The sequence below is a fragment of the Neobacillus citreus genome (assembly GCF_018343545.2).
GTDB lineage: Bacteria > Bacillota > Bacilli > Bacillales > Cytobacillaceae > Neobacillus > Neobacillus citreus.
On the sequence record NZ_JAGYPE020000073.1, the window covers coordinates 1 to 26,548 of the forward strand.

Genomic DNA, 26,548 nt, shown 5'->3' on the forward strand with positions numbered 1-26,548 from the left:
CTCGAATGTAAATTTAGCCATATAAAAAACTGCACCTCCATTGTTAGTTTTGTGTCTAACAATTTTGGTGCAGTTCATTTATGGCGGCTTTTGACGTCAACTTGTCAAGCTATGAGGCTTTTAAAGGGTTTCCAGAATATAAATTTACCTATACTCCGTTTAATTTGCATCAGGTGATGCAGCAGAACCGTCCCCGTATTTCATTCGGTAGCCCGCCAAGTATTGGAAAAATTCACTTAGGCAGCGGGTGGAATGCTGATACTCATTCATAAGTCTTTCGCTAATAGTTATCATGTGGCTAGGCTTCGAATTAATTTCAAAGATCCAAATATGACCATTCTTATCAATACCGATATCAATTCCAACCTCTCCAATAAGTTGATTTAGGGAAGATTCCATTGCTGTGACCGCATAGATTGCTTCATCTTTCACTTGATTCGTTAATTCGATACTCCGCTCGCAAAATACTTCTTTGAGAACGTCTCTTGAGGTATACTTTCCGGAATGAGTAGTTAATTCATTTTTATTCTTCAAGAAGGGAACCATTGCGGTTGGCTGCCATTTGTTATAACCGTCTTTATTAAGATGGATTCTAAAGTCAAAGGTTTGTTCGTCAACGCACGCTAGATCGATGGCTTGCTGCAAAAGATAGGTGGATAGTAATCCATCCTTAAAGTGATGATCAGCGAGGTCATCTAAACTTATATAAATCCGAAACACTTCTTGTGAATCTTCACGGTATTGGCATAGAAAGCCTGTCCCATTTTGAGAACTTACCTTGAAAATACCATATCCAAAACTTCCTGTTACTGGTTTAAGAAAAATTTCTTGGTACCTGTTTAAAAAGTCCTGTATGTCTGAAACGGACGGGGCTAAACATGTATCAGGGATATGTTTCATAATCTCAGGATCGGAATTGAGTTGTTGGTAGACCATGTCTTTATTAAAAAAAGAAGAATTAAACATTTTAGCGCTAGTATAAAGATTGATATTCTTCTTGAAGACGCTAAAAATCTCTTTTTGTTCATTTTCCCTCCCATAGATTCGGTTGTAGACCACGTTAGGGAAAGGAACTTGGCATTCCAGCCATTTTTTTGAACCATCTGTTGTCGTCTCGAGAAATGTACCTGTGACGTTTTTTTTCGACCAATTGATTACCTGAGGAGTAAAAAGAAAAATGGATATTGGTTCATTCTTCAGCGTCGACAGTAGATATTCAAATAATTGAATGTGAGAGCTATCTGCCATTAATATTCCTACTAATGGGCCTATCCGCAGTGTGCCATTATCAAAATGAGCCCTTAACTGGCAGGGGAAAGGAATCATTAACTCTTTTATTAATATTGAGGACAAATAAATTTCTGATTCGTTGCCGTCAATAGGGATAACTTTTGATACGATAATCCGATGACCAAACTGAATATAATAATTACGCCTGTTTAAACCAAATTCCTTCCACAACTTCCGAGAGATTAATAGTTCCCTGTTTGGGTTCTCCTCAAGAAAATGAATATGAACAATATTATTCTGTGACACTTCATCACCTTTTCAAATAGTTTTATAGTAGTATATTATGTTTGGAATATTTCGCATGGGGTTGTACCAAAAATAGGTGTGGTTTTTGGGGTGATTTCTATTTTCGTATAACAATTTTATTTCTTTTTTCATAACCTGTTAATTGAAAGCTCCATTTTTGTAAAGGAGTTTTATACATTAATCCTCATGTGAAAAGCGGGTGATTGAAGGTGGATAATATTGGTATAGGAAAACCAATTATAGCCATTACAGGAAGTTCAGGGAAAACAACTACTAAAGAAATGGTGTCATCAATTATACAGAGGCGCTGGAAGGTTTTTAAGTCATATGAAAATGGCAATGACGTTTGGTTTACATCTCAGTATGTGAAGCAAATTGATCCTACTTATGAGGCGCTGGTTTTAGAATACGGGATGACACATGCTGGGAATATTACGGAGCATTGCAAACTTATTCAACCAAATATTGGGATCATCACCAATGTCGGAATAGCCCATATTGGAAATTTTGAGGACCAGGAATTTGGTGTAATAGCCGCGAAGTCAGAATTGATTAAAGGAATGAAATCAGATGGGATTTTATTTTTAAACGAGGACGATCTGAATTCAAAATTGTTGGATAAAGGGGATTTTCGGGGCGAAATTCTTTCTATAGGCATTCAAAACAAAGCCAACTATCAGGCGAGGGAAATTTATTACACTGAGAATGGAATGAATTTTCGGGTTGAAATGGAGGGTATGGACTGCCCATTTTATATTCCGATTTTCGGTAAACATAATGTGTATAATGCTTTATTTGCTATAGCAGTTTCCCATCGATTAGGATTGTCCATAAATGATATACGCCTTGGATTAGAAAACTTTTATCAAACGTTTGGCCGCTTAACAATCTATCATTTAAAAAATGAAATAACCATCATTAATGATACTTTTAATGCAAAACCTGATGCTATGAAAGAAGCCATTAATGTCTTATCCAATATTGGTAAGGATACAAAAATTGCTATTTTGGGCTGCATGTTTGACTTAGGCATTCATGAGGAACAAGCCTATAGAGATATAGGAAGTTATGCAGCTAGCTGTAAAATTGATTACCTTTATACAGTAGGGGAAGGAACAAAAATAATAGGAGAGGCTGCAAATCAATCCGGTATAGCCGATGAAAATGTGAAACATTTTCATTCTATCGATGAATTGCATCAAACGCTTGTTGGCCAAATAAAAGAAAAAACAACTGTTCTGATTAAAGGGTATTTTGGAATGGAGAATGCCATGAGAGTAAAAATGATTGATACAGCTATGTTTTTAAGAGACTATTTTAAATAATTCAAAGGAAAAAGCATGGAATCAGATCCATGCTTTTTCATTTTTCCAGGAGAATATCCCTCAATTCTTACTTGTTTCTTTCCATCACGGCAAAGTAGTTATTTTCACTGTCTGCAAAATTAAACACCTTACCATTAGGCATATTAACAATTTCTCCAACTGTAACGTTTTTGTTTGATAAGTCGCTATGTAATTGTTCAAGATTTTTTGTGAAAAACATTAAAGAGGGAGTGCCAAGATTTAACTCAGGTGCCATTTTAGATACGAATTCTTTATTGTGCAGAATGATGCTTGTCTCAGTCTGATTGGTCGGGGCGACTTCAATCCAACGCATGCCTTGACCGTTATCTTCCTCTGAAATAACCGTAAATCCAACCTTTTCTGTCCAAAATTTTACCGCTTCATCCTGATTGTTAACATAAACCATAACTTGACCTAAAATATTAATCATAAATTCACTCCTATCCATTTGATTTTATTATACCAAATTTTGACACAAAGGAGAGGGGAAACTTCTATAAATTCTTAATGAGCTCGTTCCAACTGATGCATTCTGTCCAATATTCTCCGTTTTCGATAAAGCATAATCCCAGTTTCCGCAACATCCCCAATAAGTGATTTATTAACAAATGCCCCAAAAATAATCCCGGCAATCGGAATCATTTGAAACAGCTTTTTCCAGCCAAAGTTGTCCCGATAGGTCATGACAACCTCACGCCAGCCCTGCAATTGCGAAAAAATTTGGGCGTTCTGCTTCTTCTCCTCAAATGCCGCGAGATCATCTAGAATGGCTTTTTTCCCAACAATATCAGAGGAAGCAAACTGCAAGCATTTCACAATGAAGATTCGCTCCGATTTCTCCCTCGGGTCATATCCATAGCACAAAGCGACTTCCTGTAGTACCTTTAGGGACATACCAATTAGTAAGGGAATATCGATAGCAAGTGTAAATATTCCGCCAATCCCGGTTGTGGCACCTTGAACAGTAGCCATATTGGTTCGCGAATTTCGAATTTGCTCGGCTACTGCATCCATTTTGCTGATTGGCACCGCTTGTACTTGATTAAAACTTACCACTTCATCGTCAAACTTTTTTAAAATACCATCCTCATTAATCAAGTATTGTCCGCCCGTTTGTATGTATCCTCCCAATTCATCAATGGCTGTGCCAAGCTTTTCCTGAATTGATTTAGGGGTAAGTTTATCAAGCAAAACAAACGGCAGGCGGCCGATTTTCTCCCAGAACCATAGGCCCTTTTGATCCTTTTCCCATTTTTCAATCTTCCGTAATTCACTTTTTAAAAAATCAGCTGAGTCCATTGCTGTCAAAATAAATCAACTCCAAATCGATTAATTTCTTAAATGTTTTACGTTTCAACTATAAGAGTAGTTTCAACCAATTTGTCCAAAAACATTTGTTTAAAAACCATCACGTTGACTGTATAGTTCAAAATGTGGTATAGTAAACATAAAATTGGAAGGGGTGAGTAAGTTGGGAAGTTGTATCGAATTGGAGAACTAGCAGCAGTTATGAACCTCTCCAAACGAACAATCGATTACTATACCCAAATAGGCTTACTGAACCCTGTGCGGGCAAATTCAAATTATCGATTGTACGGAGAAGAGAGCGTTCAAGTCTTAAAATTAGTAGAGCATTACAAGAATTTGAATATGCCGCTTGAAGAAATCAAGTCATTCATTGAACTGATGAAAGCGGACTGCGGCATTGACAAGGAAAAAGTAGAAAAACACGTTGAACAGATTGCCAACATTATGCAGCATCTGAAAGAGGAAATAAAAATCATCGAACCGTTTCTGCAAAAATTAAACGAACATGAAAAAGAAATGGTTGTCAATAAGCTGTCACCCCAGGGTGTCACGTTGGCACAAACCTTGTTATTACTATTAAACTAATTTTTTCAAAAAACAGGAGGTGTATTCCTTGCTTACATTTCGTAAGTAAGGATTCTATTGACCATTATTAATTTATTTGTAATTGCTATTTTAATAGCTTTTACTGCATTTTTCGTAGCTTACGAATTTGCTATTGTTAAAGTCCGCAGCACGCGGATTGATCAGCTTGTGGCCGAGGGAAATAAAAGTGCCATTGCCGCAAGAAAAATTATTTCAAATCTTGATGAATATTTATCAGCCTGTCAATTGGGTATTACCGTAACAGCTTTAGGGTTAGGTTGGTTGGGAGAACCGACAGTGGAACATATATTACATCCGCTGTTCATTAGCTTGAGCCTGCCGGAATCAGTGACGACAATTGCTGCGTTTGTGATTGCCTTTACATTGGTCACGTTTATTCATGTGGTTGTCGGGGAGCTTGCACCGAAAACATTGGCCATTCAAAAAGCTGAGAAAGTTACATTAATATTGGCAAGGCCGATGATTCTTTTTTATAAAATTGCATACCCGTTTGTAAAAGCGTTAAATGGATCGGCTCGTTTTATTACAGGACTCTTTGGATTGAAGCTTGCATCAGAACACGAGCAGGCACACTCCGAAGAAGAACTGCAAATCATCATTTCCGAAAGCTTCAGAAGCGGAGAAATTAATCAATCAGAATATCATTATGTAAACAATATTTTTGAATTCAATAATCGAATTGCCAAAGAAATCATGGTACCAAGAACCGAAATTGCAGCATTTGACAAATCGCAAACTGTAGCCGAATGTCTCGAAATTATGAAGAATGAGAATTATACGAGATACCCGGTGATCGATGGGGAGAAAGACAACATCGTCGGTATGGTGAATATGAAGGAAGTCTTAACGGACTTTATTTCTGGTAATCAGTTGGACGCAACGATTGACCAATATGTTCGTCCTGCCATTCAGGTGTTTGAATCGATTGATATTGACAAGCTTTTGGTGAAAATGCAAAAAGAACGGATTCATATGGCGATATTAATGGACGAATATGGCGGTACAGCAGGATTGGTGACTGTTGAGGACATTTTGGAAGAAATCGTCGGTGAAATCCGCGACGAATTTGACGCTGACGAAATGCCTGAAATCAATCACATCAACGAAACCAAAACCATCGTGGATGGTAAAGTGTTGATTGAAGAAGTTAACGATTTATTCGGACTCGACCTCGATGATTCAGAAATGGATACCATCGGAGGCTGGATTCTATCCGAAAAAATTGACGTTAGCGAAGGGGACAAAATACAATACGGAGACTTTGCATTTAAAGTCCTCGAAGTCGACGGCTACCATATTAAAACGTTGGAAATTGAAAAATTAGAACCGCAGGCTACGCCTGCATAATATATAGGGATTCCCATCGGTGTCTGAAAGGCACAAGGGAATCCTTTTTTTGGTTTAATTGGCGGTTTTTTATTGTATTGAGTACAGTATTTAATTGAGAAAATAAAAAGATATCCCAAACCCGAATACTGAGCTTTTTGAGTATTTAAATCGTAAACGCTTGAGGAAAACCTCAAGCGTTATTAGATGCCCGTTACAGGCTAGCGAGCTACCCCTGTATAAACGGCCGGTTCTTCAAATGCCCCGAGTGCTCCTTCATGTACATATAGAACAATTCATAGTGGACCCATCTAATCGGGAATTTGAAGGCAAGCTCATTTTTCTTATTGTAGACGAGCACACTTTTCTTGTCGTACTCCACCTTTTTGATTTCATGAATGCCAATGCTTTGTTGGTTGGCACCATCCTGCTTTACGAGCTGTTGGCCGATAATCAATACTTTTCTCTTTTTATTTTTATAGAATTCAAAATAACACAGTGCGCCGCCAACCACGGTGAAGAGAATCGAAATAAAAAGGGAGTTTTCCGCAAATCCGGATAATATTTCGCGTATCCAATGCACAATTGCCAGGGCGATAAAGAACCATGCACCTCTGCTAAGCTTAGGAGAGCTCTGGAAGTATACACTATTATCATAATTCTGCTTTTCTTCGGCCCGTTCCTTGAAAAAGTCTTGTTTGTGCTTTTCGATCGGGGCTGAATTAAATTCCACATAATCCGTATAGGAATCGTTCCAAAGGACGGCAGTATCTTCTCCATCTTCAAGGGTATACGCACCTACCCAACCCACATACTCACGGTCATGCTCCTTAAAGCTCATTAAATAGTACCGCACAGGTTGCCCATAGTAATTTTCCATCTCCAATTTATCTTGAACCTGGATGTCGTCCGGATAATGGACAATCCCATCGTCTTCCTCCGGTAATTGGATAATGGTGGTGAAAAGCCGGGTCTTGGCCAAATGAGGCTGCTTGCCCTCATGAATAGGGTAGAGGTGCTCCATATTCCGACCCTTCAATTCCCAGTAGATCATTTCTGCCGTCTCGATATACGTGGAGCACTCCTTTAAGATACTGTCATCGTAAGTAAGGTTTTTAACAATGCACAAAAGGAGAGCTTCTGTTTTCAAAAATGGGTCACGGAAATTTAAAGCCTGCTGAAGTTCTATTTCTACCTCAGGAGTAAAATAATATTCCATCAAATTTAAGAACAGCCTCATACGATTCCGAACAATGAAATAACTGTCCTTCCAGGCGGTATACACATATTTCGTGGTATAATCCGGATCAAATTTCAAATATTCCTGTTTTTCCGTCACGTAGTCTTCTAACAAAATGGGCAGAACTACGTCTTTTTGATATCCCTTTTCATAACCAGAGGCATTCAACGACAGCAGCATGTCATAGGTTGAAAATTTAAAACGCTTGGATTCAAGTATGTCCAGTGAGGCATCAAGAATCCCTTTTAGCAATGTGGGATAGGGCGCCAATTGCCGGTAAGGGATAATAAAATCATTTGTCTTGATTAATTGGACAATTTTCTCTTCCAAAAAAGAAAAGATCTCTTCGTCTTCCGTTAAAATTAAGAAGTCAATTGCCCGTTCTTTCGCCTGAATGTCAAAACTATCAAAATGCCTGATAAGTCCCTCGGCAACTTCCGGTCTGGAAAAATCACAAACGAAATCGATGAGGAAATAGGAAGGGTTATCCCAATGGTCGACGCGCTCGGGAAATTTGGATGCCGCCGTTTTGATCATATTTTTCAAAAGATCAATCTGTACCTCTAGCCCTTCCTGCTGTTTATATTCAAATAGCTGCCCAAGGGCTTCATACCGTTTCTGCGGATTTTGGCTTTTCACTTGTCTCAGAATATTGCGCAGCTTGAATTCGTACAAATTCCTCACCAGCCCTATAATCTAGTAAAATTTTACTCTTTCATTCATTTTATTCCATTTCTATACATACGGCAATTGTAAAAATGATGGATAAATGGCAGGTGTTATTTTCTATAAGAAACTATTGACAGTTTTTTGATTTTTGGGATTATAGTATTAGAATTATATAGAAATTTTTCAGGGGGAGTCTATGTCTAAACCGAATTATGACCTTTTTCAGCCTTCGCTTCAGGATGGCTGGAACCAAACTAAATCGTATGATATTAACCGCTTTTTTCTCGTTGCCTTTTTCGGCGGCCCAATTCCCATGATGGTGCTTGGCATTAGGAACGCCAAGTGGCTGAATATACCCAAGGCAAAAACTAATATGCTGCTGGCCGCTAGTATTCTTGTTCTGCTGGCACAAGGTGTTATTTTTTACATGTATGCTGATGGAGCTTTTGCTGAAGGAAACAGATTGCCTCGTTATTCTATGCAAATTCTTTCTATTCTTTTGTTTCTACTATACAAATATATGTTGAACAAGCCATTTCAGCAGCATTTAGTTACAAATGGTGAAATTAAGCCTTTATTTAAGCAGGCGCTTCTCTGGATTATTCTTGGCGCCATCATTCAGTTGGCTATCATGGTTACGGCCTTTATCCTGACTGGTAGGGTGGAGTGATGATCTATGACAATTCAGATAAAAGAAAATGATGCTGCAGTCATCGAGCATTATTTTCATTTAGGAAGGTATGAAGCGGCGGCTCCAATCATAGAAAACCAGCTAAGACAAGACCCTAAAAACGCCACTGCTCTGTTTCAAATGGCAGTGGTAGAGATGTCTCGTGAAGACTTTGAAGAAGCTAGGAAACTCTGTTGTGAAGCAATGCAATTTGGATATAGCGAAATAATCGGATACCACTTCATCGGATCGACCTATCAGCATGTAGGGATGTATAAAGATGCAGAAGAAGCCCTTTTGGCTGCGCTTAAAATTGACCCGCTTAATGGTGAGGTGATTGCTTCCTACGGTTATTTGATGCTTCAAGCAGGCCATGATAAAAAAGCACTTGCTCTCCTGGAACAAGCTAGGGAATTGGAACCTTTCAGCGATAGAGTGAATCAGCTTATCTTACATTTTTATTTCGCAAAAGCTGACTCGAAAAAGCAGCAAGAATACATCCGGAATGTACTGGAGACTTCAACAGATGAGGTTCAAAACCTGACCAACATTGCCATGTACCATGCTTTAAAAGGAGAAGTCAAGGAGGCGAGAGAATGTTACCGGCAAGCATTTCTGCTGAATCCTGCTGACCAAAATATTCTAGCTTTGCTTGGGGAATACGACTCATTAACCCACCCTTTATTTGCTCCCCAGCGTTTTGTTGATAAAATTGGCGGGCCGGCTGTGGTCTGGATTACCTTTATGGTGATGGCGTTATTGTTAAATTGGATGGAGCTTTACATCCCGCTAATCATCATTGCTATAATCTATGTTCTGTATGCCATTTATTCGTGGACTGCACTTTTACTATATAAATGGTTTGTGAAAGGTAGGCTTTAGATGAATAAAATAGAGATTTACCAGTCGATATTAGAACGGGACGCGGAGAACTACCAAGTCCGGTATTTGCTAGGGGAGGAATATCTAAAAAACGAGCAGCTTCCGGAAGCGCTCCATGCATTTTCATTTGCGGTAAAAAGTGGCGATCCGACTATTACTGCGATGGTTCTATCTGCTATCAAGGGTATTGATAACCCTAGAATGAACACACTTGAACCTGTTAAACCAAGCGTTACGCCTACAGATACAGAAGTGTTCACTCCATCTTCTTCACAAGAAAATACGAAAGGCTTTAAAGTCATTCAGGGGAAAAAACAGAGTAATGTCGTTTCCCTTTCGGATCGAATTCCGAAAAGGGTTACCTTTGAAGAAGTTGGCGGTCTTGATGAATTAAAGAAAGCCATCGAGATGAAAATTATCAAACCGTTTATGAATCCTGGGCTTTTTGCGAAATTTCGTAAGAAGGCAGGCGGAGGTATTTTGTTGTATGGACCGCCGGGATGCGGAAAGACGTTTATTGCCAAAGCAACAGCTGGGGAATGTCGGGCAAATTTTTATCCGATCCACATCTCAGAAATTCTCGATCCATTTGTTGGTGTAAGTGAGCAGAATTTGCATAATGCCTTCGAAACGGCACGAGGGAATGCTCCTGCTGTGTTGTTCTTCGATGAATTGGATGCGCTTGGCTTCAGCCGTTCAAAATCCCGTTCCGATGTGATGCGTCCACTAGTGGATACGATGCTGAATGAGCTCCAGAGTGTTGAATCGACGAATGATAAATTACTCATTATCGGGGCTACCAATATGCCGTGGGACGTGGATGATGCGTTTAAGCGCCCAGGCAGATTTGACAAGCTCGTCTTTGTTCCGCCACCGGACAAGGAAGCCAGAAAGATCATTTTTGAATTAAAACTTCGCGGCAGGCCGATTGAAAATGGGATGGTTTATGACGTCCTTGCAGATCAAACCCCGCTCTATTCAGGTGCGGATATTGAGAATGTTGTCGAGATGGCGGCAGAAAAGGTGTTATCGGAGATTATGGATGGCGGCAGCGAACGTCTAATTACAATGGAAGATTTACTCGATGTCATCAAGGTTACGAAGCCGACAACGATTGAGTGGTTAACAACAATTAAAAATTACATCAAGTACGCAAACCAAGGCGGCATTTACAGTGATGCTGCAGCTTTTATTAAGGAGAATTTATAGATTTCGTGCATTGATATACACAATAAAGCTTTGGAATAGCCCAAGCTTTATTGTGTTTTTAAATGAATTTGAATTGGTATAAAATGGATATTGAATAATGGATTTTAAAGGAGCTATGATATGAGCATCCTCACATCCTTTTTCAATATTTTGCTGATAAGTTTGCTTGAAATAGCGTATCTTTTCGGTGTCATCATCCTGGTAGGCTTGATTTTAGGCGTGCTTGAACGTTACTCTAATTCATTTTTATATCGGGCATTTGGAGCAAAAGGGGTGCTTGCTACGGCGTGGATTGGTGTTCCTATTCATGAAATTGGGCATCTGCTGCAGTGCTTTTTATGGGGGCATAAGGTGACACAGGTGAAGCTGCTTCAGCTTAATAGCCCTGATGGCACGCTTGGTTTCGTGCGCCACCAATATAACCCGAACAGTATGTATCAGCAGGCGGGGAATTTTTTTATAGGGTTGGGGCCAATTTTTAGCGGCATTGGGTCGTTGCTATTAGGAATGTATTTGCTAGTTCCACAATCTTTTGCAACACTTGATTCTTTTATTGCACAGCATATAACCTTTGAAAAAGTTGATTTGCCATTACTATTGACCGTATGGGAAGTCGTGGTCGTTTTTAGTAAGAATTTATTTACCTTAGAAAATTTGCTGAACCCGTTATTTTGGGTTTATTTTGTGCTGGCCATTTGTATTTCTTCGCATATAGCTTTAAGCTGGGCAGACATTAAAGGCTCCGCCAGAGGACTTGGGATGATATTTTTCCTTCTTGTCCTATGGAATCTGACGGCCGGAATCTTTGGTTTTGATACGTACCGGGCCGTTACTAAGCTGGCGGAGTATAATGCCTATGTGCTTGCTTTTTCCAGCATTGCCTTAACTTTTTCTCTTTTAACATGGGTAATTAGCTATCTGCTTTACCAGGTGAAAATACGGTTGGCCAATCGATGAAAATAGCTGTGACGTTGTTGTTTTTTAACTGCTATGCTTTAATCCTTTAATGGAAGATAATTTTAATTTTCTGTTGGCCATCATCCCTAAACGAATCGATATTCCAATTGAAACAATGGCAAGAATCGCAATCATGTAGACAACCCCGTGCCATCCGAATTGGCTGTACATTGTTCCACTTGCTGTTCCTCCAATGCTCGAACCAGCATAATAGAAAAATAAGTATAATGATGCGGCTTGTGCCTTATCGTGAGTGGCGGCCTTGCCGACCCAGCCGCTGGCAATCGAATGGCCGGCGAAAAATCCGTAGGTAAAGATGGCGATTCCCAAGATTTTGATCCATAAATGGGTGTTTAGCGTGATGCAGGCACCAACCAATAAGATGACCAAAGACAGCTGTAAAATTTTCTTTTTCCCATGCTGGTCGGCTAGCATACCCATCCAAGTGGAGCTAAAGGTTCCTACTAAATACACGATGAAAATAAATCCAACCAGTGTTTGGCTTAATGAATAAGGCGGCTTAATGAGCTCAAAGCCAATATAGTTGTATAAAGAGACAAAGCTGCCCATTAATAAAAATCCAATAATAAATAGATAAATAAGACCCGGTTCTTTAAATTGGCTGAACAATGAAGTAGCCAGTTTTTTAATGGCTAATTTTTGCGGTGTGAAATGTGTAGATTTAGGCAAAATCAGCCAGAAAACAAAGCTTGCCAGTAAACTAATAATGCCAACGCCAATTAAGGCCACATGCCAGCTGAAATAATCGGTTAAAACGCCGCTGATAATCCTTCCTGCCATTCCGCCAATGGAATTCCCGCTGATATATAACCCCATTGCCATTCCTAAGCTTTTGCTTTCGATTTCCTCGCCTAAGTAGGCCATCGCTACAGCCGGCAGGCCAGCAAGCGCAATGCCTTGCAAGATCCGACTTATAATCAGTAAATGAAAATTGGGTGTAAAAGCCGTTAAAATGGATAGGATGGACGAGGTAAATAATGCGATCGTCATGATGGATTTACGTCCAAATACCTCCGATAAAGAACCGGCTATTAAAAGACTGATAGATAAGGCAATCGTTGTGGAAGACAAGCTTAAACTGGAAACCGCCGGAGAAATATGAAATTCCTGAGCAAAATCTGGCAGGAGGGGCTGTGTTCCCCAAAGAATGGCAAAGGTACTAAAACCGCCTGCAAATAATGCTAGGTTTACCATTTTAAATGTGCGTGTCCCACGTTGAATGTAACTCATTTTTTGAAGACTCCTTTATTTTGTTTTAACTAGATGCTAGCATTACATCTGAGTCCCTCTTATAGTTAGATATTATTATCATACTCTTCTTTTTACATAAATTCTAATTGTTGATATGCATGAAATTGGTGAACGGGAGGTATGATGGAATTATCATCTAAAGGTCAAAATAAGAAGGCGTGGCCAATCACGGACCATGCCTTTTTATTTTAGTCTCAAATTCCAAATTGTTCTTTGGCAATCAATTTGAACTGCTCTGGGGCAATATCCTTTTTGACCATTTTTCCATCCGTCCACTCGGTTAACGAAGTGTCAGTAAGGATTAAGTTACCCCTGTCGGTGAACCTGGTGATCAATGGCTTTTTATTAAAAGAGGATTCGGGGTGCTCGATGATGATTTTCTGCACCTCATTTAAATCAGATTCATCTACGGATTTCCTGGTGTCAAAAGCATAGCCCATCTTCCAATCTTGGTCTTTATAATTTAGTTTCATATGCAAAATGTAATTTCCTTGCTCTGTGTTGGTTTGCTCGATGCGGAATTCTCCATTTTGGGATGTTACGATTTCCCCGCTGAATGGGACGGGCTTCAATGGCAGGTTCCCCCCGAAACCTGTGTCGATGAGGTATCGGTACTCGTTGTGGGTGATGACAATCGCCACATGAGTTCTTCCGGTAGAACTCCATTGATTGCCAATATGATTGTATACTACACCCTGAACTAAGGAGACATTAAAACCATTTTCAATTAAAAAATAAAAGAGAATGGTGTTAAGGTCATAACAAAGTCCGCCTTCATATTTTAATAGGATTTTGTTTTTTAGATTTTCTTTTGAAATTTCGGCAGTTTTATTAGCGATGATGCACAAATTTTCAAAGGGAATGGATTTTGCTGTTTTATCAAGAATGGTGTCTACTTTTTCAAAGGTAACAGTTTCGTCTTGCGGGTACCCAATTCTTTTGCGGAATAATAGATTTAATTCACCCATTCGTAAATCCTCCTAAAATTTATAATCAATTAAAAATACGAAAATTGCATTATGTAAAAATTACCCAAAATATATTATAGTTAAGTTGAAACCAAATTGAAAGAAGGTACATACAAGATGGATTACGTTAAGCTTGGTAATACAGGGTTAGATGTTTCCCGGTTATGTCTTGGCTGCATGAGTTTCGGTGTTCCTGAGCGAGGAACTCACCAGTGGGTGCTTAACGAAGAACTAAGCCGCCCGATTATTAAAAAGGCACTTGATGATGGCATCAACTTTTTTGACACGGCAAACGCCTATTCAGACGGAACTAGTGAGGAAATTGTCGGCCGCGCCCTGAAGGAGTTTGCAAACCGGGATGAGATTGTCATTGCAACCAAAGTGTACATGCGCATGCATAAAGGTCCGAATGGTGGAGGGCTCTCCAGAAAAGCAATTATGGCTGAAATTGATAACAGCCTAAAGCGCCTAGGGACTGATTATGTCGACCTGTATCAGATACACCGCTGGGACTACAAGACGCCTATTGAAGAGACAATGGAAGCACTGCATGATGTGGTGAAGGCCGGTAAAGCCAGATATATAGGCGCTTCATCCATGTATGCGTGGCAATTTATGAAAGCACAAAATATTGCTGAGCGGAACGGATGGACGAAGTTCGTTTCCATGCAGAACCACTTAAACCTTCTTTATCGTGAAGAGGAACGCGAAATGCTGCCGCTCTGCCGGGAAGAGAAAATCGGTGTAATTCCTTGGAGTCCGCTGGCAAGAGGGAAGCTGACCCGCGACTGGGTAGAAACGACTTCCCGATCCCAGACAGATGAATTTGGAAAAACACTTTACACATCTGCAATTGAGGCGGACCGTAAAATCGTCGAACGTGTAGCGGAATTAGCCGCAAAACGGGAGGTTCCCCGTGCACAAATTGCACTTGCGTGGGTGCTGCAAAAAGCGCCTGTTACAGCACCTATCATTGGGGTCACGAAAATGCCTCATCTTGAAGATGCAGTGGCAGCAATCTCGATTAAACTCACCCCGGAAGAAGTGGCATATTTGGAAGAACCTTATGTTCCTCATCCGGTTCGCGGCTTCTAATAGTAACTCATAATATTATAACTACCTTCTGTTAAATAAACAGACTACGATTTTTTACTTCGTAGTCTGTTTTCACTCTTATAAGACATCTCAATTTTTATGTGTTTCATGGTCATAACGCTCGACATTTTGTTCAACCGTGTCCCACCCAAATTCCTCGTTAATGTCTTTTACTAGCTCGTTTAAAAATTCTTCAGATATAATAGGATTTTTTTCGTTACGCATGAAAATCCTCCTTTTGTCTATTTTATGGAATAATCGCTTGTCCCGTTACTTAACATAACCGTTTATCTATAAAAAAAATCATTTACAACAGGAGAACAGGGGAGTATGATATTCACAGTTTCAAATTTCTAAATCGCTGAAACCGATAGGTGCGGGGGAACCATTGTTCTGGATTAGTAAATAATCCTAGGGGTGAATCCTTTCAGGCAGGGCTACTCAAAGGCCCGAACCCGACAGCTAACCTCGCAAGCGTTATATTGAGAAGGAAGGCGGAGCTTGTGATGCAAAAGAAATGATGTGTCTACAGGTCTATTCGTAATGACTTGGAGGCACTTTTTATTTTGCGAAAAATAGGGAAACTTACTTACAACTTATGAAATTTGGCGGTGACATGAATGTTTTCTTCCGTAAAAAGGTTCTTGATAGGGAGGCCTTTGAAATCACATGAACTAGGAGAACAAAAAATTAATAAAACAAAAGCTTTGGCGATTCTTTCTTCGGATGCGTTGTCGTCAGTGGCTTATGGTCCTGAGCAGATTTTGATTGTCCTCGTGACAGTTGGAGCGACCGCATTCTGGTATTCCATTCCGATCGCCGTCGGCGTATTGATCCTGTTAACTGCACTTATCTTGTCTTATCGGCAAATCATCTTTGCTTATCCGCACGGCGGCGGAGCCTATGTGGTGTCGAAGAGTAATTTGGGAGTGAATTCCGGGCTGGTGGCCGGAGGCTCTCTGTTAGTGGATTATATTTTAACTGTTGCAGTCAGTGTATCCGCCGGAACTGATGCCATCACTTCAGCGTTTCCTAATTTGCATGGCGATAATGTGGGGATTGCGATTCTATTTGTTTTATTCATTACCCTTTTAAATTTAAGGGGAGTAACAGAGTCTGCGTCCATTTTAGCCTATCCTGTATACCTTTTTGTCCTAGCTTTGTTTATTTTAGTAGGTGTAGGTTTATATAAAATTATAACTGGCCAAATTTCGCCTGCCTTACATACTCCGATAGGGACGCCAGTGGCTGGGATCAGTTTGTTTATTTTATTAAGGGCATTTGCTTCCGGAAGCTCTGCCTTAACAGGTGTTGAAGCGATTTCGAATGCCATTCCAAACTTTAAAGATCCGGCACCCAAAAACGCCGCCAAAACTTTAATGGCAATGGGACTTCTGCTTGCGGCTCTATTTTCAGGAATTGTCTTTTTGGCTTATTATTACGGCATCACTCCTAGAGCAGAGGTAACAGTTGTTTCACAAATAGCTGAGCACACCTTTGGGCGGAATTTCATGTACTACTTTATACAGGGAACTACAGCCTTGATCTTGATTTTGGCCGCAAACACAGGGTATTCTGCGTTTCCACTCTTGTCGGTCAATTTGGCAAAAGATAAATTCATCCCGAGAATGTTCCTGGTTAGAGGAGACCGCTTAGGATATTCGAATGGAATCATTATTCTTGGTGCGGCGTCTATGATCTTAATCCTTGCTTTTCATGCGGAGACAGAGCATCTCATTCCGCTTTACGCCGTCGGGGTGTTTATACCGTTTACCTTGTCACAAACAGGTATGATGGTCAAATGGCTTCGTGAAAAACCAAATGGCTGGGGATTAAAGTTTGTTATTAATACCACTGGGGCCCTAATCAGTTTTACAGTAACACTCATCTTTTTCGTTACAAAATTTTCACGGGTTTGGCCGATATTAATCTTTTTGCCATTGATTATCCTTCTGTTCCACAGGATTAAAAAACATTATGAAGCAGTCGGGGACCAGCTTAGAATTTCCGATTGCGAGCCCGCTGTTCCGATTGAAGGGAATGTCATTGTCGTGCCTGTGGCGGGTATTACCCATGTGGTCGAAAATTCGATCAATTATGCAAAATCGCTGAAGCCTGATCAAATTATTGCTGTTTATGTCGCGTTTGAAAGAGAGGACGAGCATAAATTCGAAGAGAAATGGAAGAAATGGCACCCGGATATCCGCCTTGTGACGCTGCATTCTCATTACAGGAGTATCATTAATCCATTAACGAAGTTCGTTGATACTGTTGAACATAAAGCAAGCGAGGCCAATTTCCGTGTTACTGTCGTCATTCCGCAATTTATGCCAAAGCACAGTTGGGAAAACATTCTGCATAATCAATCCAGCTTGCTGATTCGATCCTTTTTACTGTATCGCAGAAACGTGATTGTCACGACGGTCCCATATCATTTGAAAAAGTAAATAAGACAAAAGGAAGGTGTAAACTGGCACCTTCCTATTTTTCGTGCATTCAAATGTTTTAGGTGCGAATGGTAGAGGTAGAGAAGTTCTTTATCATTTTTTGCAGATTTCTGTGGCCTTCTCTTAACTTAATTGCTTCTTCTATAATCTTTTGGAAACCTTCCAAATCTCTGTCAGTAGCGTTTAAAAGGGACTTCGGCAAGCCTTCGACGATTTGTTGTAGGGTTAAATCCAAGTATATAACCACCTTTCAACTAATTTCGTTAGACAATGATTTTCGTCTTTTTAATTAAATTTTAGAAAAGACTGTTTTTTTCCTGCAGGCAACGTAAAAAACTTATCACCAAATATCGGCAGAATCATTCAAGATTGGCAGGTATTATTGAACATCTTTCAAATAACGACAACAGATGAGCTTGTTGGCAGCGGATGACCAATGCAAACGGATTGCCGTTCAGTAAAAAAATGAATAATTATTTTTTTATAAAAAATAATATTTATATGTGCTTTTAAATGCTTTTACTATTTGTCAATGGCAAATAGTAGAAAATCATTGAAAATTTTAGCAAAAAAATATACAATAAATTTGGGATAAAAGAAAAAATGCTTTTATCTCAATTAAGAGGATGGTTTTATTGCAAAGCAAACAGCTTCAAATGGAACTTTCAAGCTATATTGGCAGAGCACTGCGTGAAGCCTTTGGAAAGGGACCCGAATCCGTTTATGTTTCGGTCAATCAGGCTTTTGTAACGGTTTATTTGCGAAACTTCATCTCACCGACTGAGAACGTTTTATTGGAACAAAAACAAAAACAGTTGTTCCAAAGTACAAGGGATATCTTAATGGAAACACTTATTCCGGAATTTAAGGCATATATGAAAATCTTAACCGGATTGGATATTAAAGAGTTTTATTATGACTGGGGTTTGCATAATAAAAGCGGGATGTTTGTTTGTATAGATTCTGATCCAACTAAAGATGAAAATAATATGGAGTACAATGGTAAAAACTCCATTCATGAAGAAGTTAGGGTCTTGAGCATTCAGGCTGAAAAAGAACCAGAGGAGATTGATTCCTACCTCTTAAACAATAGAACATTGGTAGTGATTCGGAAGGGAATACTTGTTCCGATTGAGAAGGAGTTAATCCGGACAGGCCATTCAGAAATATTAAAGCATGCAAAACGAAATCTTGAAAAAAGATTATTACATAATAAAGGTAATTTCGAAGGCATTCTTCAAACGAAAGTAACTGACATTTTTGTGGATTGGGATTTTCAGTTAGATAAAAGTGCCATCGTATTGATTTTATCTCCAACAACATAGGGCGGAAGTGAGTTAGACAATTTTGATTGAGCTAGACACAAGCCAAGATGGGACATTAACCTATCTTGGCTTTTTTGTATAGGTAAAAAGTAGGAAAGGAACTGATAGAGAAAGATGAACAGTCCTGTTGAAAATATTAAGAATCAAAAGAACCAGCTTTTAAAAAAATATATGAAGGAACGGTTTCCAGACTATGAAACGCTCTTTGACCGGAGCCAAGACGCCATTATATTAATGGATTCGGCCGGGAATTTGATTAGAGTGAACTCAGCATTTGAGAAAATGGCGGGATATTCAACTGATGAAGTGTTAACAATGAAACTTCAGACCTTTTTCACGCTCGATAGTTTAGACAACGTTTTTCATTATTTTCATAAAGCATCTTTAGGTCAACTGGAAAACTTCGATTGTCAAATGAAAAACAAAAGAGGCGCAATCCTCGAAGTCAATATTACTAATGTTCCTATCGGTGTAGAAAACCAATTTACCGGAGTAATTACTATCTTAAAAGATATTACTCTATTAAAACAAAAAAAGACGGAAGTTCGGAAAATTGAAGAGTTTCACCGCTTATTGACGGAAAATGTTCTTGATACAATCGTCTGTACAAATTTATTAGGGAAAATCATTTATATCTCTCCATCCTGCGAAACGATATCCGGTTATAAGGCCGAGGAATTGATTGGAACCACTCTTTCATTCATTGTTCACGAGGAAGATTGGGAAAAGGCTAATGCCGATCGAAAATTATCCTATTTAGGTGCAGAAAGCATTCGTGGGAAATACCGGATTCGTAGAAAAGATGGAACGTTGGTATGGGTGGAAGCACTCAGTAAACCGATTATTGATCCGGACACACAAACGATAGTAGAGGTTGTCTCAGTTATCAGGGACATTACTGAACGAATTAAAGCGGAAGAAGAGTTGTGGAGTCGTAAGAAGGCTTTCCGCGAATTAGTGGAACATTCTCCGGATGCTGTTCTCATTGTCCTGGATAAGGAGATCATTTTTGTAAATGAGACAGGTATTGATTTACTTGGTGTTAACAATGCAGAAGAGGTTCTTTCGAAAAACCTTCTCTATTTTATTCACCCTGATTACCATCAAGAGATGAAGGAGCGGATTCAAACCGTTTCTAATGGTGAAACGGTTGATTTTCGGGATTACAAAGTAATCCGCGGGGATGGGTCAGTATTTGATGCTGAAATAAAAGGAATTCCTACATTTTTCAATAATCATTATGCCCAACATGTGATTATTCGGGATATTACTGAACGTAAAAAGACGCAGGAGCTTTTGCTAAACTCTGAAAAGTTAACCATTGCCGGGCAATTGGCTGCAGGCATTGCCCACGAGGTCCGAAATCCACTGACAGCCATTAAAGGGTTTTTGCAGTTAATGGAAAGGAAAATGGAAGATCAAACCTATTTTGGAATAATTGAATCGGAAATAGATCGTATTGAACTAATCCTCAGTGAATTGCTAGTTCTAGCCAAACCGCAGGATGTTAAGTTCGAATCCGTCTATTTGCCAGCCTTGATTGAAGATATTAAAACATTGATCGATACCCAAGCAATTATGAATAATGTGGAAATTGAAGTGGGTAATACTGTTGGACCAATCACAATCAATGGCGATATAAATCAGTTAAAGCAGGTCTTTATCAACTTTTTAAAAAATGCTATTGAAGCAATGCCAAATGGTGGCAGCTGCATTATTGAAATGAAAGCAATCGGTGAGAACAAGGTGAAGATTTTCTTTAAGGATACGGGTGACGGCATTCCGCCGCACATTTTGAAGCGAATTGGCGAACCATTCTTTACGACCAAAGAAAATGGCACAGGGCTCGGAATTATGATTTCAAAACAAATCATTGAAAACCATCACGGCACCGTTCATTTTTGGAGTGACAAGAAGGGCACCATTATTGAGGTCATTCTTCCGTTACAATAGCGATAAAAGTATCCCAAGTAAAAACACTTGGGATATTTATATTTCAAAAACCGGATATTTCGGGAGTGAAAATAATTTTAGTTTATGATATTATGACAGTATTAAATTTAAATTTTTGGAAAAAAGTACAATTTAGGAGATGGAAAACGTGCTAATGTGGAAACGAAATTTATGGGTGCTTTGGGTTGGCGTGTTCTTTACATCAGCCAGTTTTTCCATGGTAATTCCTTTTTTACCGATATTTCTGTTGCAATTAGGGGTGCATGATCACGCTGAAATGTGGTCAGGTGTGCTCTTTAGTGCTGCTTTCTTTGCTGGTGCTTTCGCTTCACCGTTTTGGGGGCGTGTGGCCGATAAATATGGAAGAAAACCTATGATTATAAGGGCTGGAATTGCCCTTTTTGTTATTTATACGTTAATGGCATTTGTCACCAATCCATACCAAATCTTAGCATTAAGGATTTTACAGGGGTTACTCAGTGGGTTTATACCAGGTGCAATTGCTTTGATTGGAACCAATACTCCGAATGAAAAAGTTGGGTATGCCTTGTCCATGATCTCCTCAGCATCGGCATCAGGGGGCATCCTTGGTCCACTATTAGGCGGGGGGATTGCACATCTTGTCGGTAACCGGCTTGCCTTTGCCAGTGGTGGAGTATTTGTATTCCTCGCCACGCTGCTGATCATTTTTTGGGTAAAAGAAGAAAATTTCAAGCCTAACAAAGAGCGCGGGGGCTCTGTTAGAAATGATTTTAAGACAGCGATGACCAACCGGCCGTTATTTCTTGTGCTCATTTTAACAGTTGTAACAAGTTGTTCCATCATGACGATCGAACCAGTGCTTCCTTTATATGTTGTAAAGTTGGGTGGGTCATCCGATAACGCTTCATTAATTGCCGGTATCGTGTTTTCACTGCCAGGCATCGCTAGTGCTTTATTTGCCCCGTATTGGGGAAAATGGGCCGATAAAGTAGGTTTTCAGCGGGTGTTATTCATAGGCTTGATGGGCGGCGGCATCGGCATGTTAGCCCAGATACTGGTCTCGCAAATATGGGGATTTTCTATCATCCGCTTCATGTTTGGCGTCTTCTTCTGCGCGGTTTATCCAGCGTTAAACGGTTTGGTCGTAAAATCCACGCCAGATGAATTCCGAGGCCGCGCCTTTGGATTAAACCAAACCGCCAATCAGATTGGCGGCATGACAGGCCCGATGATTGGCGGCTTCTTAGGCGGAATATTACCGGTTCAAAGTGTGTTCCTGGTAACCGGTGTCCTTCTTTTAACTGCCATGGGGATGGTGTATTGGAATGCAGGTGTGTTAAGTGGTTCATTGAAGGGGAAGGTTATTGCCAGAAAATCAGGTTAAAACTTACCTCCAGATTTTAATAGCAAAACTAGAAAGAGGTTGGAGTAAAGCCCAATCTCTTTTTGTATTATCAGGTTATTTTTGCGAATCAGTCAATTATAGTGTGAGGTTTGCGAAAAGGGATTATAATCCGATTGCGGGAAATTCCTCCCTCAATTTTAATCTTATTGGTAATTTCAGAACAACTATGGTATCCATGAGGCCTTCCATATAAAATAGTCTCACATAACTCAAACAGAAACGAGGGTTTGACTTCGGATTTGACTATTTCACTTAGAGAATCATCAAGAGATATACCGTTACGTATTCAAAGGAGATTATATCTTTCTGTATTGTGGAAGTTTTGGATCAGCCATGGATTTGCTTTTGTTTGGATGATTATGTCTATTATTATTTCGATCCCTTGGGTGAAGGAACTGGGGGATTATGTGACTATCCCGGTAGCGCTTCTTTTGATTACTGGAATTGCCTATATACCAGGATACCTAAATGCCTTTATGGTCGTAAGTCTTTTGTTTGACAAGCAGCCGGGATTTAATACGTTGCATCCGGCCGAACCAGTGAGTATTTTAATTGCGTGTTGGAATGAGGAAAAAGGGATAGTTAGTACCTTACAGCAAATAGCAAAACAGGACTATGCAGGAGAAATCCGGATTATCGTCATTGATAACAATTCGACAGACCGTACAGCACTGGTGGCAAATCAATTAGGTGATGAGCTGGGTCTTAATATAAAAGTTCTTTTTGAAAAAAAACCTGGGAAGAATTTTGCGTTAAACCAAGCGCTCCGAAATGTCGAGACCAAATATTTGATTACATTGGACGCTGATACCTTACTTCATACCCAAGCAGTAAGGCGCCTGGTAGCCCGGATGGAATCCGCACCACAGGAGGTTTGTGCGGTGGCAGGAGCCGTTCTTGTCCGCAACAGCCGTGAAAACTGGCTGGCCCGGATTCAGGAATGGGATTACTTTTTAGGAATTGCTTCTATTAAAAGGCTGCAGGGCTTATATCAGGGAACGCTCGTTGCTCAAGGGGCCTACAGCCTTTACCAAACAGAAGTTGTCAAGGAAGCGGGGGGCTGGCCTGATGCCATTGGAGAAGATATAGTTCTTACATGGTCATTTTTAGAGAAAAATTATAAGGTATATTTTGAACCGACGGCCATTGCTTTTACGGATGTACCGACGAACTTTCGCCATTTCGTCCGGCAGCGGAGCCGCTGGGCACGAGGGATGATTGAGGCGCTCAAACGGGTCAAGCCATGGCAGCAGCCGAGGATATTTACAAGGTATTTAACCGGTTCGAACCTTGTGATGCCATATTTGGATTTTGTTTATACGTTCGTTTGGATCCCCGGGTTATTCTTGAGTTTCTTTGGATTCTACTGGATTGCCGGCCCGCAGACACTTTTCGTCCTACCTTTAGCTTTACTGACAAATTACGTCCTTTATCGATACCAAAAGGGTGTTTTTCAGGAACTTAACCTTGGCATTAGAAAAAATCGTAAGGGATTCTTCTTGTACGTATTGTGCTATCAGATGATTATGTCCCCGGTATCTGTGTGGGGCTATTTGCAAGAGGGCATGCGTCTTCGAAGAGTTTGGAAATAATTCAGCTATCCTCCTATAGTAATGTCTTAAAAAAAGAGTGAACGAAAAATTCACTCTTGGCCAGCTCTTATGCTTTTGTGTTATTCGTTTTAGTATCGATGCTATTAGTAATGGGGTGAGGCTGGCCGTACCCTTCTATATTTCCGGCGTGTTCCTCATGGTATTGGGTTCCGGAATTCTGTCCGTTCGTCAGTGATTTTCCTTTTTGCTGTTTGTTACTAGGCGATTGTCCCATTATGTTTTTCACCTCCCTGACATCCTATAGAGTGGGAAGTAAAATTAAAATTATTCATAAGTCCCTAATATTCTGTTGTAGATTAATGATGTAAAATAGTCTTAAATAGAATTAAGATAAATATTAAAGGAGAAATTCTAATGCGGACAGAAGGATACATAGACGTAACCGGTGGGAAAGTTTGGTATGAGAAATATGATCATGGAACGGGGAACACACCGGTAATTATTTTGCACGGCGGGCCAGGTTCATCGTGCTTTTCCTTACAGGGGTTGAAGCAGTTGGCGGCAGACCGCCCGGTCATTCTATACGATCAATTAGGTTGCGGCAGGTCAGAAAGGCCACAAGATGATTCACTTTGGCAGTTGGATCGATTCGTGGAGGAGTTGGGACAAATTCGCGCCGCTTTGAACCTTGATGAAGTACATATTCTTGGGCATTCCTGGGGAACCACACTAGCGGCAGCCTATTGTTTAACGAAGCCGAGCGGGGTAAAAAGTGTCATTTTTTCAAGCCCATGCCTGAGTGCGCCATTATGGGAACAGGATCAAAAGCGGAATTTGAAAAAGCTGCCGGTTGAAGTCCAAGATACCATAAAACGCTGTGAAGAAGACGGAGCCACGGATTCGGAAGAGTTTCAGGCAGCCATCGAGGTGTTCAGCAAAGAATTTGTCTGCCGGATTCCAAAGCCTGAGCATCTAAAAGCGCACCCTGAATACCGAAACTCCGAAATTTACAATATTATGTGGGGCCCATCCGAATTTACGGTACTGGGGAATTTAAAAGAATTTGACTGCACCTCACAATTGAAGGAAATCATTTGCCCCGCACTATATACGTGTGGCCGGTACGATGAGGCTACGCCGGAAACAACAGAGCATTACAGCCGTTCAACACCTGGCTCGAAATTTCATGTATTTGAAAACAGTGCCCATATGCCATATATTGAGGAACCGGAAGAATTTTTACGGGTTGTTGGGGAATTTATGCACTGGGTGGATAGTAATTAAGAAGAACCGCCTGATTTTTTTCAGGTGGTTTTTTCTTCTTAATGACCTAGTTGGAAAACGAATAATTAATTTATACCCGGGCATAAAATAGATGCCTTTTATATTGGACCTTTTTTCCATGAGATGAAAAAGTTGGAGGAATGATAAAGGATTATTTGGGATTTCGTCGAATTAAATCAGGTAACCTACATACACAAAGAGGAATGGACATGAATAAATCTGGACAAATCATTTTGCTGCTACTATCACTCATTTTTACTACCTACCAAAGGATTATGTATCATGAACCCTTCTTTACATTTGACTTTTTCCTTTTTACCCTGATCGCTTGGTTTGTTGGCTGGCAATACGATAAGGCCAGATTTTTTGAAAAAAAAGCACGTGAAAGTGAAGAAAGCTATAAGAGATTACTTGATTCACTCCCTGAATCTATCTTTATTTATCAGGATACGAAAATTGTTTATGGAAATCGGGCAGCTCTCAGTATGGTTGGCGCCAAAAGTTTGGCAGAAGTTCTGGGGAAGTCTATTTTTGAATTTATCACGCCTGAGTATAAAGAACGGCTCGAAGAACGAATCAAGCTAATTAAGAAAGAAAAATGCCCCCTTGCTACTATTGAATATAAAATTAAACGGACCGACGGAACAGAATTTTTTCTTGAAGTTACTCCCTTATCGATTGTTTTTGGAAAAAAAGAAGCGATCCTCGTGGTTGGAAAGGATGTCACAGCCCGAAGAGAGGAAACAGAAAGACTTCTGCAAAAATCCGAAAAATTGGCTTTGCTCGGCCAAATGGCGGCGGGAATTGCTCATGAAATCCGCAACCCGCTTACGTCCATTAAGGGATTTATCCAATTATTCAAAGCAAACAGTGAACAGGGTGAATATTATGATATCGTATTATCAGAGCTGGAACGTATTAATGCCATTGTGGGCGAATTCCTGGTTCTGGCCAAACCATCCGCGGCTGTTTTCAAGGAACAGAATATTGAACTATTGTTACATGATGTTATTACCTTAATAAATACTCAGTCTATCATTAATAATGTGCAGATTTATACTGAAATTGCTGAAGAGCTGCCGATGATATCTGGTGAAGAAAATCAGTTAAAGCAAGTTTTTTTAAATCTCTTGAAGAATTCAATTGAATCCATGCCTCTAGGCGGCGATATCTTTGTAACGGTAGGGGTAAAGGAAGAAGGCAAAATATCCATCCGGATTACCGACGAAGGGGTCGGCATACCAGAAGAACGGATTCGAACACTAGGGGAGCCATTCTATACAACAAAAGAAAAAGGAACCGGTCTCGGACTAATGACCTGTTTCAAAATAGTCGAAGGCCACCGCGGCCAAATCAAATTTACAAGCGCAGTACACCAAGGAACAACCGTAGAAGTCACCCTGCCAACAATTACGCAGCCATTATTAAAAAAATGAAACATGGGGACGGTTCTTCTTACGATTAGTCAAGGGTTTTTGTGAAGTTTAATTCTAAATGTTTTCATTAGAGGGTTTT

At 40.0% G+C, this 26,548-nt stretch carries 24 protein-coding genes and 1 riboswitch; of the genes, 15 read left to right on the top strand and 9 right to left on the bottom strand.

What is annotated here, in order from left to right; translation table 11 throughout:
• Positions 1-159: 159 nt before the first annotated feature.
• Positions 160-1,536, bottom strand: coding sequence for a YheC/YheD family endospore coat-associated protein (locus KHB02_RS29955; protein ID WP_213140188.1), 1,377 nt, complete (start codon positions 1,534-1,536; stop codon positions 160-162).
• Positions 1,537-1,745: 209 nt separating this feature from the next.
• Here KHB02_RS29955 and KHB02_RS25795 point away from each other — a divergent pair, with 209 nt between their 5' ends.
• Positions 1,746-2,861, top strand: a complete 1,116-nt coding sequence (locus KHB02_RS25795) for a UDP-N-acetylmuramoyl-tripeptide--D-alanyl-D-alanine ligase (protein ID WP_213140187.1) — start codon at positions 1,746-1,748, stop codon at positions 2,859-2,861.
• A gap of 67 nt (positions 2,862-2,928) precedes the next feature.
• Here the strand turns inward: KHB02_RS25795 and KHB02_RS25800 are convergent, their stop codons facing one another.
• Positions 2,929-3,312: a VOC family protein gene (locus tag KHB02_RS25800; protein ID WP_213140186.1), complete on the bottom strand. Its 384-nt coding sequence runs from the start codon at positions 3,310-3,312 to the stop codon at positions 2,929-2,931.
• A 74-nt stretch (positions 3,313-3,386) separates the two neighbouring features.
• On the bottom strand, positions 3,387-4,181 hold the full coding sequence (locus tag KHB02_RS25805; protein ID WP_213141246.1) for an EcsC family protein: 795 nt from the start codon (positions 4,179-4,181) through the stop codon (positions 3,387-3,389).
• Positions 4,182-4,361: 180 nt separating this feature from the next.
• On the opposite strand from KHB02_RS25805, the gene KHB02_RS25810 reads away from it, so the two are divergent.
• Positions 4,362-4,775, top strand: a complete 414-nt coding sequence (locus KHB02_RS25810) for a MerR family transcriptional regulator (RefSeq protein ID WP_241114093.1) — start codon at positions 4,362-4,364, stop codon at positions 4,773-4,775.
• 57 nt (positions 4,776-4,832) lie between these two features.
• Positions 4,833-6,143: a hemolysin family protein gene (locus tag KHB02_RS25815; RefSeq protein WP_213140184.1), complete on the top strand. Its 1,311-nt coding sequence runs from the start codon at positions 4,833-4,835 to the stop codon at positions 6,141-6,143.
• A 208-nt stretch (positions 6,144-6,351) separates the two neighbouring features.
• On the opposite strand, the gene KHB02_RS25820 is transcribed toward KHB02_RS25815, so the two are convergent.
• Entirely contained in the window at positions 6,352-8,037 is a 1,686-nt protein-coding gene (locus KHB02_RS25820) for a hypothetical protein (protein WP_213140183.1), read from the bottom strand.
• Between the two features lie 190 nt (positions 8,038-8,227).
• On the opposite strand from KHB02_RS25820, the gene KHB02_RS25825 reads away from it, so the two are divergent.
• The 4 genes from KHB02_RS25825 (at position 8,228) to KHB02_RS25840 (ending at position 11,749) form a co-directional block, all read left to right on the top strand.
• Complete coding sequence (locus tag KHB02_RS25825) at positions 8,228-8,701, top strand: hypothetical protein (RefSeq protein WP_213140182.1); 474 nt, start codon at positions 8,228-8,230, stop codon at positions 8,699-8,701.
• Positions 8,702-8,707: 6 nt separating this feature from the next.
• Positions 8,708-9,583: a tetratricopeptide repeat protein gene (locus tag KHB02_RS25830; RefSeq protein ID WP_213140181.1), complete on the top strand. Its 876-nt coding sequence runs from the start codon at positions 8,708-8,710 to the stop codon at positions 9,581-9,583.
• Positions 9,584-10,792: an ATP-binding protein gene (locus KHB02_RS25835; protein ID WP_213140180.1), complete on the top strand. Its 1,209-nt coding sequence runs from the start codon at positions 9,584-9,586 to the stop codon at positions 10,790-10,792.
• 120 nt (positions 10,793-10,912) lie between these two features.
• Entirely contained in the window at positions 10,913-11,749 is an 837-nt protein-coding gene (locus tag KHB02_RS25840; protein WP_213140179.1) for a hypothetical protein, read from the top strand.
• Positions 11,750-11,773: 24 nt separating this feature from the next.
• On the opposite strand, the gene KHB02_RS25845 is transcribed toward KHB02_RS25840, so the two are convergent.
• On the bottom strand, positions 11,774-13,000 hold the full coding sequence (locus tag KHB02_RS25845; RefSeq protein WP_213140178.1) for an MFS transporter: 1,227 nt from the start codon (positions 12,998-13,000) through the stop codon (positions 11,774-11,776).
• A gap of 215 nt (positions 13,001-13,215) precedes the next feature.
• On the bottom strand, positions 13,216-13,989 hold the full coding sequence (locus KHB02_RS25850) for an arylamine N-acetyltransferase family protein (RefSeq protein ID WP_213140177.1): 774 nt from the start codon (positions 13,987-13,989) through the stop codon (positions 13,216-13,218).
• A gap of 117 nt (positions 13,990-14,106) precedes the next feature.
• Here KHB02_RS25850 and KHB02_RS25855 point away from each other — a divergent pair, with 117 nt between their 5' ends.
• On the top strand, positions 14,107-15,084 hold the full coding sequence (locus KHB02_RS25855; RefSeq protein WP_213140176.1) for an aldo/keto reductase: 978 nt from the start codon (positions 14,107-14,109) through the stop codon (positions 15,082-15,084).
• A gap of 90 nt (positions 15,085-15,174) precedes the next feature.
• Here the strand turns inward: KHB02_RS25855 and KHB02_RS29835 are convergent, their stop codons facing one another.
• Positions 15,175-15,309 carry a hypothetical protein gene (locus tag KHB02_RS29835; protein WP_277398384.1) on the bottom strand — a complete coding sequence of 45 codons (135 nt, stop codon included), beginning with the start codon at positions 15,307-15,309 and terminating at the stop codon, positions 15,175-15,177.
• A 124-nt stretch (positions 15,310-15,433) separates the two neighbouring features.
• A riboswitch (cyclic di-AMP (ydaO/yuaA leader) is annotated at positions 15,434-15,576 on the top strand.
• Positions 15,577-15,704: 128 nt separating this feature from the next.
• Between KHB02_RS29835 and KHB02_RS25860 the strand changes: the two genes are divergently transcribed.
• Positions 15,705-17,531 (top strand): APC family permease, encoded by a 1,827-nt coding sequence (locus KHB02_RS25860; protein WP_213140175.1) that lies wholly within the window; start codon positions 15,705-15,707, stop codon positions 17,529-17,531.
• A gap of 58 nt (positions 17,532-17,589) precedes the next feature.
• On the opposite strand, the gene KHB02_RS25865 is transcribed toward KHB02_RS25860, so the two are convergent.
• On the bottom strand, positions 17,590-17,766 hold the full coding sequence (locus KHB02_RS25865; protein ID WP_213140174.1) for a hypothetical protein: 177 nt from the start codon (positions 17,764-17,766) through the stop codon (positions 17,590-17,592).
• Between the two features lie 391 nt (positions 17,767-18,157).
• Here KHB02_RS25865 and KHB02_RS25870 point away from each other — a divergent pair, with 391 nt between their 5' ends.
• The 4 genes from KHB02_RS25870 (at position 18,158) to KHB02_RS25885 (ending at position 23,788) form a co-directional block, all read left to right on the top strand.
• Positions 18,158-18,856, top strand: a complete 699-nt coding sequence (locus KHB02_RS25870; RefSeq protein WP_338088327.1) for a Na-translocating system protein MpsC family protein — start codon at positions 18,158-18,160, stop codon at positions 18,854-18,856.
• A gap of 114 nt (positions 18,857-18,970) precedes the next feature.
• Entirely contained in the window at positions 18,971-20,809 is a 1,839-nt protein-coding gene (locus tag KHB02_RS25875; protein ID WP_213140172.1) for a PAS domain S-box protein, read from the top strand.
• Between the two features lie 148 nt (positions 20,810-20,957).
• Entirely contained in the window at positions 20,958-22,175 is a 1,218-nt protein-coding gene (locus KHB02_RS25880) for an MFS transporter (RefSeq protein ID WP_378581676.1), read from the top strand.
• 332 nt (positions 22,176-22,507) lie between these two features.
• Complete coding sequence (locus KHB02_RS25885; protein ID WP_241114094.1) at positions 22,508-23,788, top strand: glycosyltransferase family 2 protein; 1,281 nt, start codon at positions 22,508-22,510, stop codon at positions 23,786-23,788.
• Positions 23,789-23,855: 67 nt separating this feature from the next.
• Here KHB02_RS25885 and KHB02_RS25890 read toward each other — a convergent pair whose 3' ends face one another.
• Entirely contained in the window at positions 23,856-24,035 is a 180-nt protein-coding gene (locus KHB02_RS25890; RefSeq protein WP_241114095.1) for a hypothetical protein, read from the bottom strand.
• 128 nt (positions 24,036-24,163) lie between these two features.
• Between KHB02_RS25890 and KHB02_RS25895 the strand changes: the two genes are divergently transcribed.
• Positions 24,164-25,033 carry a proline iminopeptidase-family hydrolase gene (locus KHB02_RS25895; RefSeq protein ID WP_213140170.1) on the top strand — a complete coding sequence of 290 codons (870 nt, stop codon included), beginning with the start codon at positions 24,164-24,166 and terminating at the stop codon, positions 25,031-25,033.
• A 209-nt stretch (positions 25,034-25,242) separates the two neighbouring features.
• Positions 25,243-26,469, top strand: a complete 1,227-nt coding sequence (locus tag KHB02_RS25900; RefSeq protein ID WP_213140169.1) for an ATP-binding protein — start codon at positions 25,243-25,245, stop codon at positions 26,467-26,469.
• Positions 26,470-26,548 lie beyond the last annotated feature (79 nt).

Bases quoted from the DNA above. Each gene is read 5' to 3' on its own strand.
- KHB02_RS25830 (WP_213140181.1), top strand. From the start codon at position 8,708: ATGACAATTCAGATAAAAGAAAATGATGCTGCAGTCATCGAGCATTAT.
- KHB02_RS25895 (WP_213140170.1), top strand. From the start codon at position 24,164: ATGCGGACAGAAGGATACATAGACGTAACCGGTGGGAAAGTTTGGTAT.
- KHB02_RS25855 (WP_213140176.1), top strand. From the start codon at position 14,107: ATGGATTACGTTAAGCTTGGTAATACAGGGTTAGATGTTTCCCGGTTA.
- KHB02_RS25840 (WP_213140179.1), top strand. From the start codon at position 10,913: ATGAGCATCCTCACATCCTTTTTCAATATTTTGCTGATAAGTTTGCTT.
- KHB02_RS25835 (WP_213140180.1), top strand. From the start codon at position 9,584: ATGAATAAAATAGAGATTTACCAGTCGATATTAGAACGGGACGCGGAG.
- KHB02_RS29835 (WP_277398384.1), bottom strand. From the start codon at position 15,309: ATGCGTAACGAAAAAAATCCTATTATATCTGAAGAATTTTTAAACGAG.
- KHB02_RS25875 (WP_213140172.1), top strand. From the start codon at position 18,971: ATGAACAGTCCTGTTGAAAATATTAAGAATCAAAAGAACCAGCTTTTA.
- KHB02_RS25860 (WP_213140175.1), top strand. From the start codon at position 15,705: ATGTTTTCTTCCGTAAAAAGGTTCTTGATAGGGAGGCCTTTGAAATCA.
- KHB02_RS25870 (WP_338088327.1), top strand. From the start codon at position 18,158: ATGGTTTTATTGCAAAGCAAACAGCTTCAAATGGAACTTTCAAGCTAT.
- KHB02_RS25825 (WP_213140182.1), top strand. From the start codon at position 8,228: ATGTCTAAACCGAATTATGACCTTTTTCAGCCTTCGCTTCAGGATGGC.
- KHB02_RS25845 (WP_213140178.1), bottom strand. From the start codon at position 13,000: ATGAGTTACATTCAACGTGGGACACGCACATTTAAAATGGTAAACCTA.
- KHB02_RS25900 (WP_213140169.1), top strand. From the start codon at position 25,243: ATGAATAAATCTGGACAAATCATTTTGCTGCTACTATCACTCATTTTT.
- KHB02_RS25800 (WP_213140186.1), bottom strand. From the start codon at position 3,312: ATGATTAATATTTTAGGTCAAGTTATGGTTTATGTTAACAATCAGGAT.
- KHB02_RS25850 (WP_213140177.1), bottom strand. From the start codon at position 13,989: ATGGGTGAATTAAATCTATTATTCCGCAAAAGAATTGGGTACCCGCAA.
- KHB02_RS25805 (WP_213141246.1), bottom strand. From the start codon at position 4,181: ATGGACTCAGCTGATTTTTTAAAAAGTGAATTACGGAAGATTGAAAAA.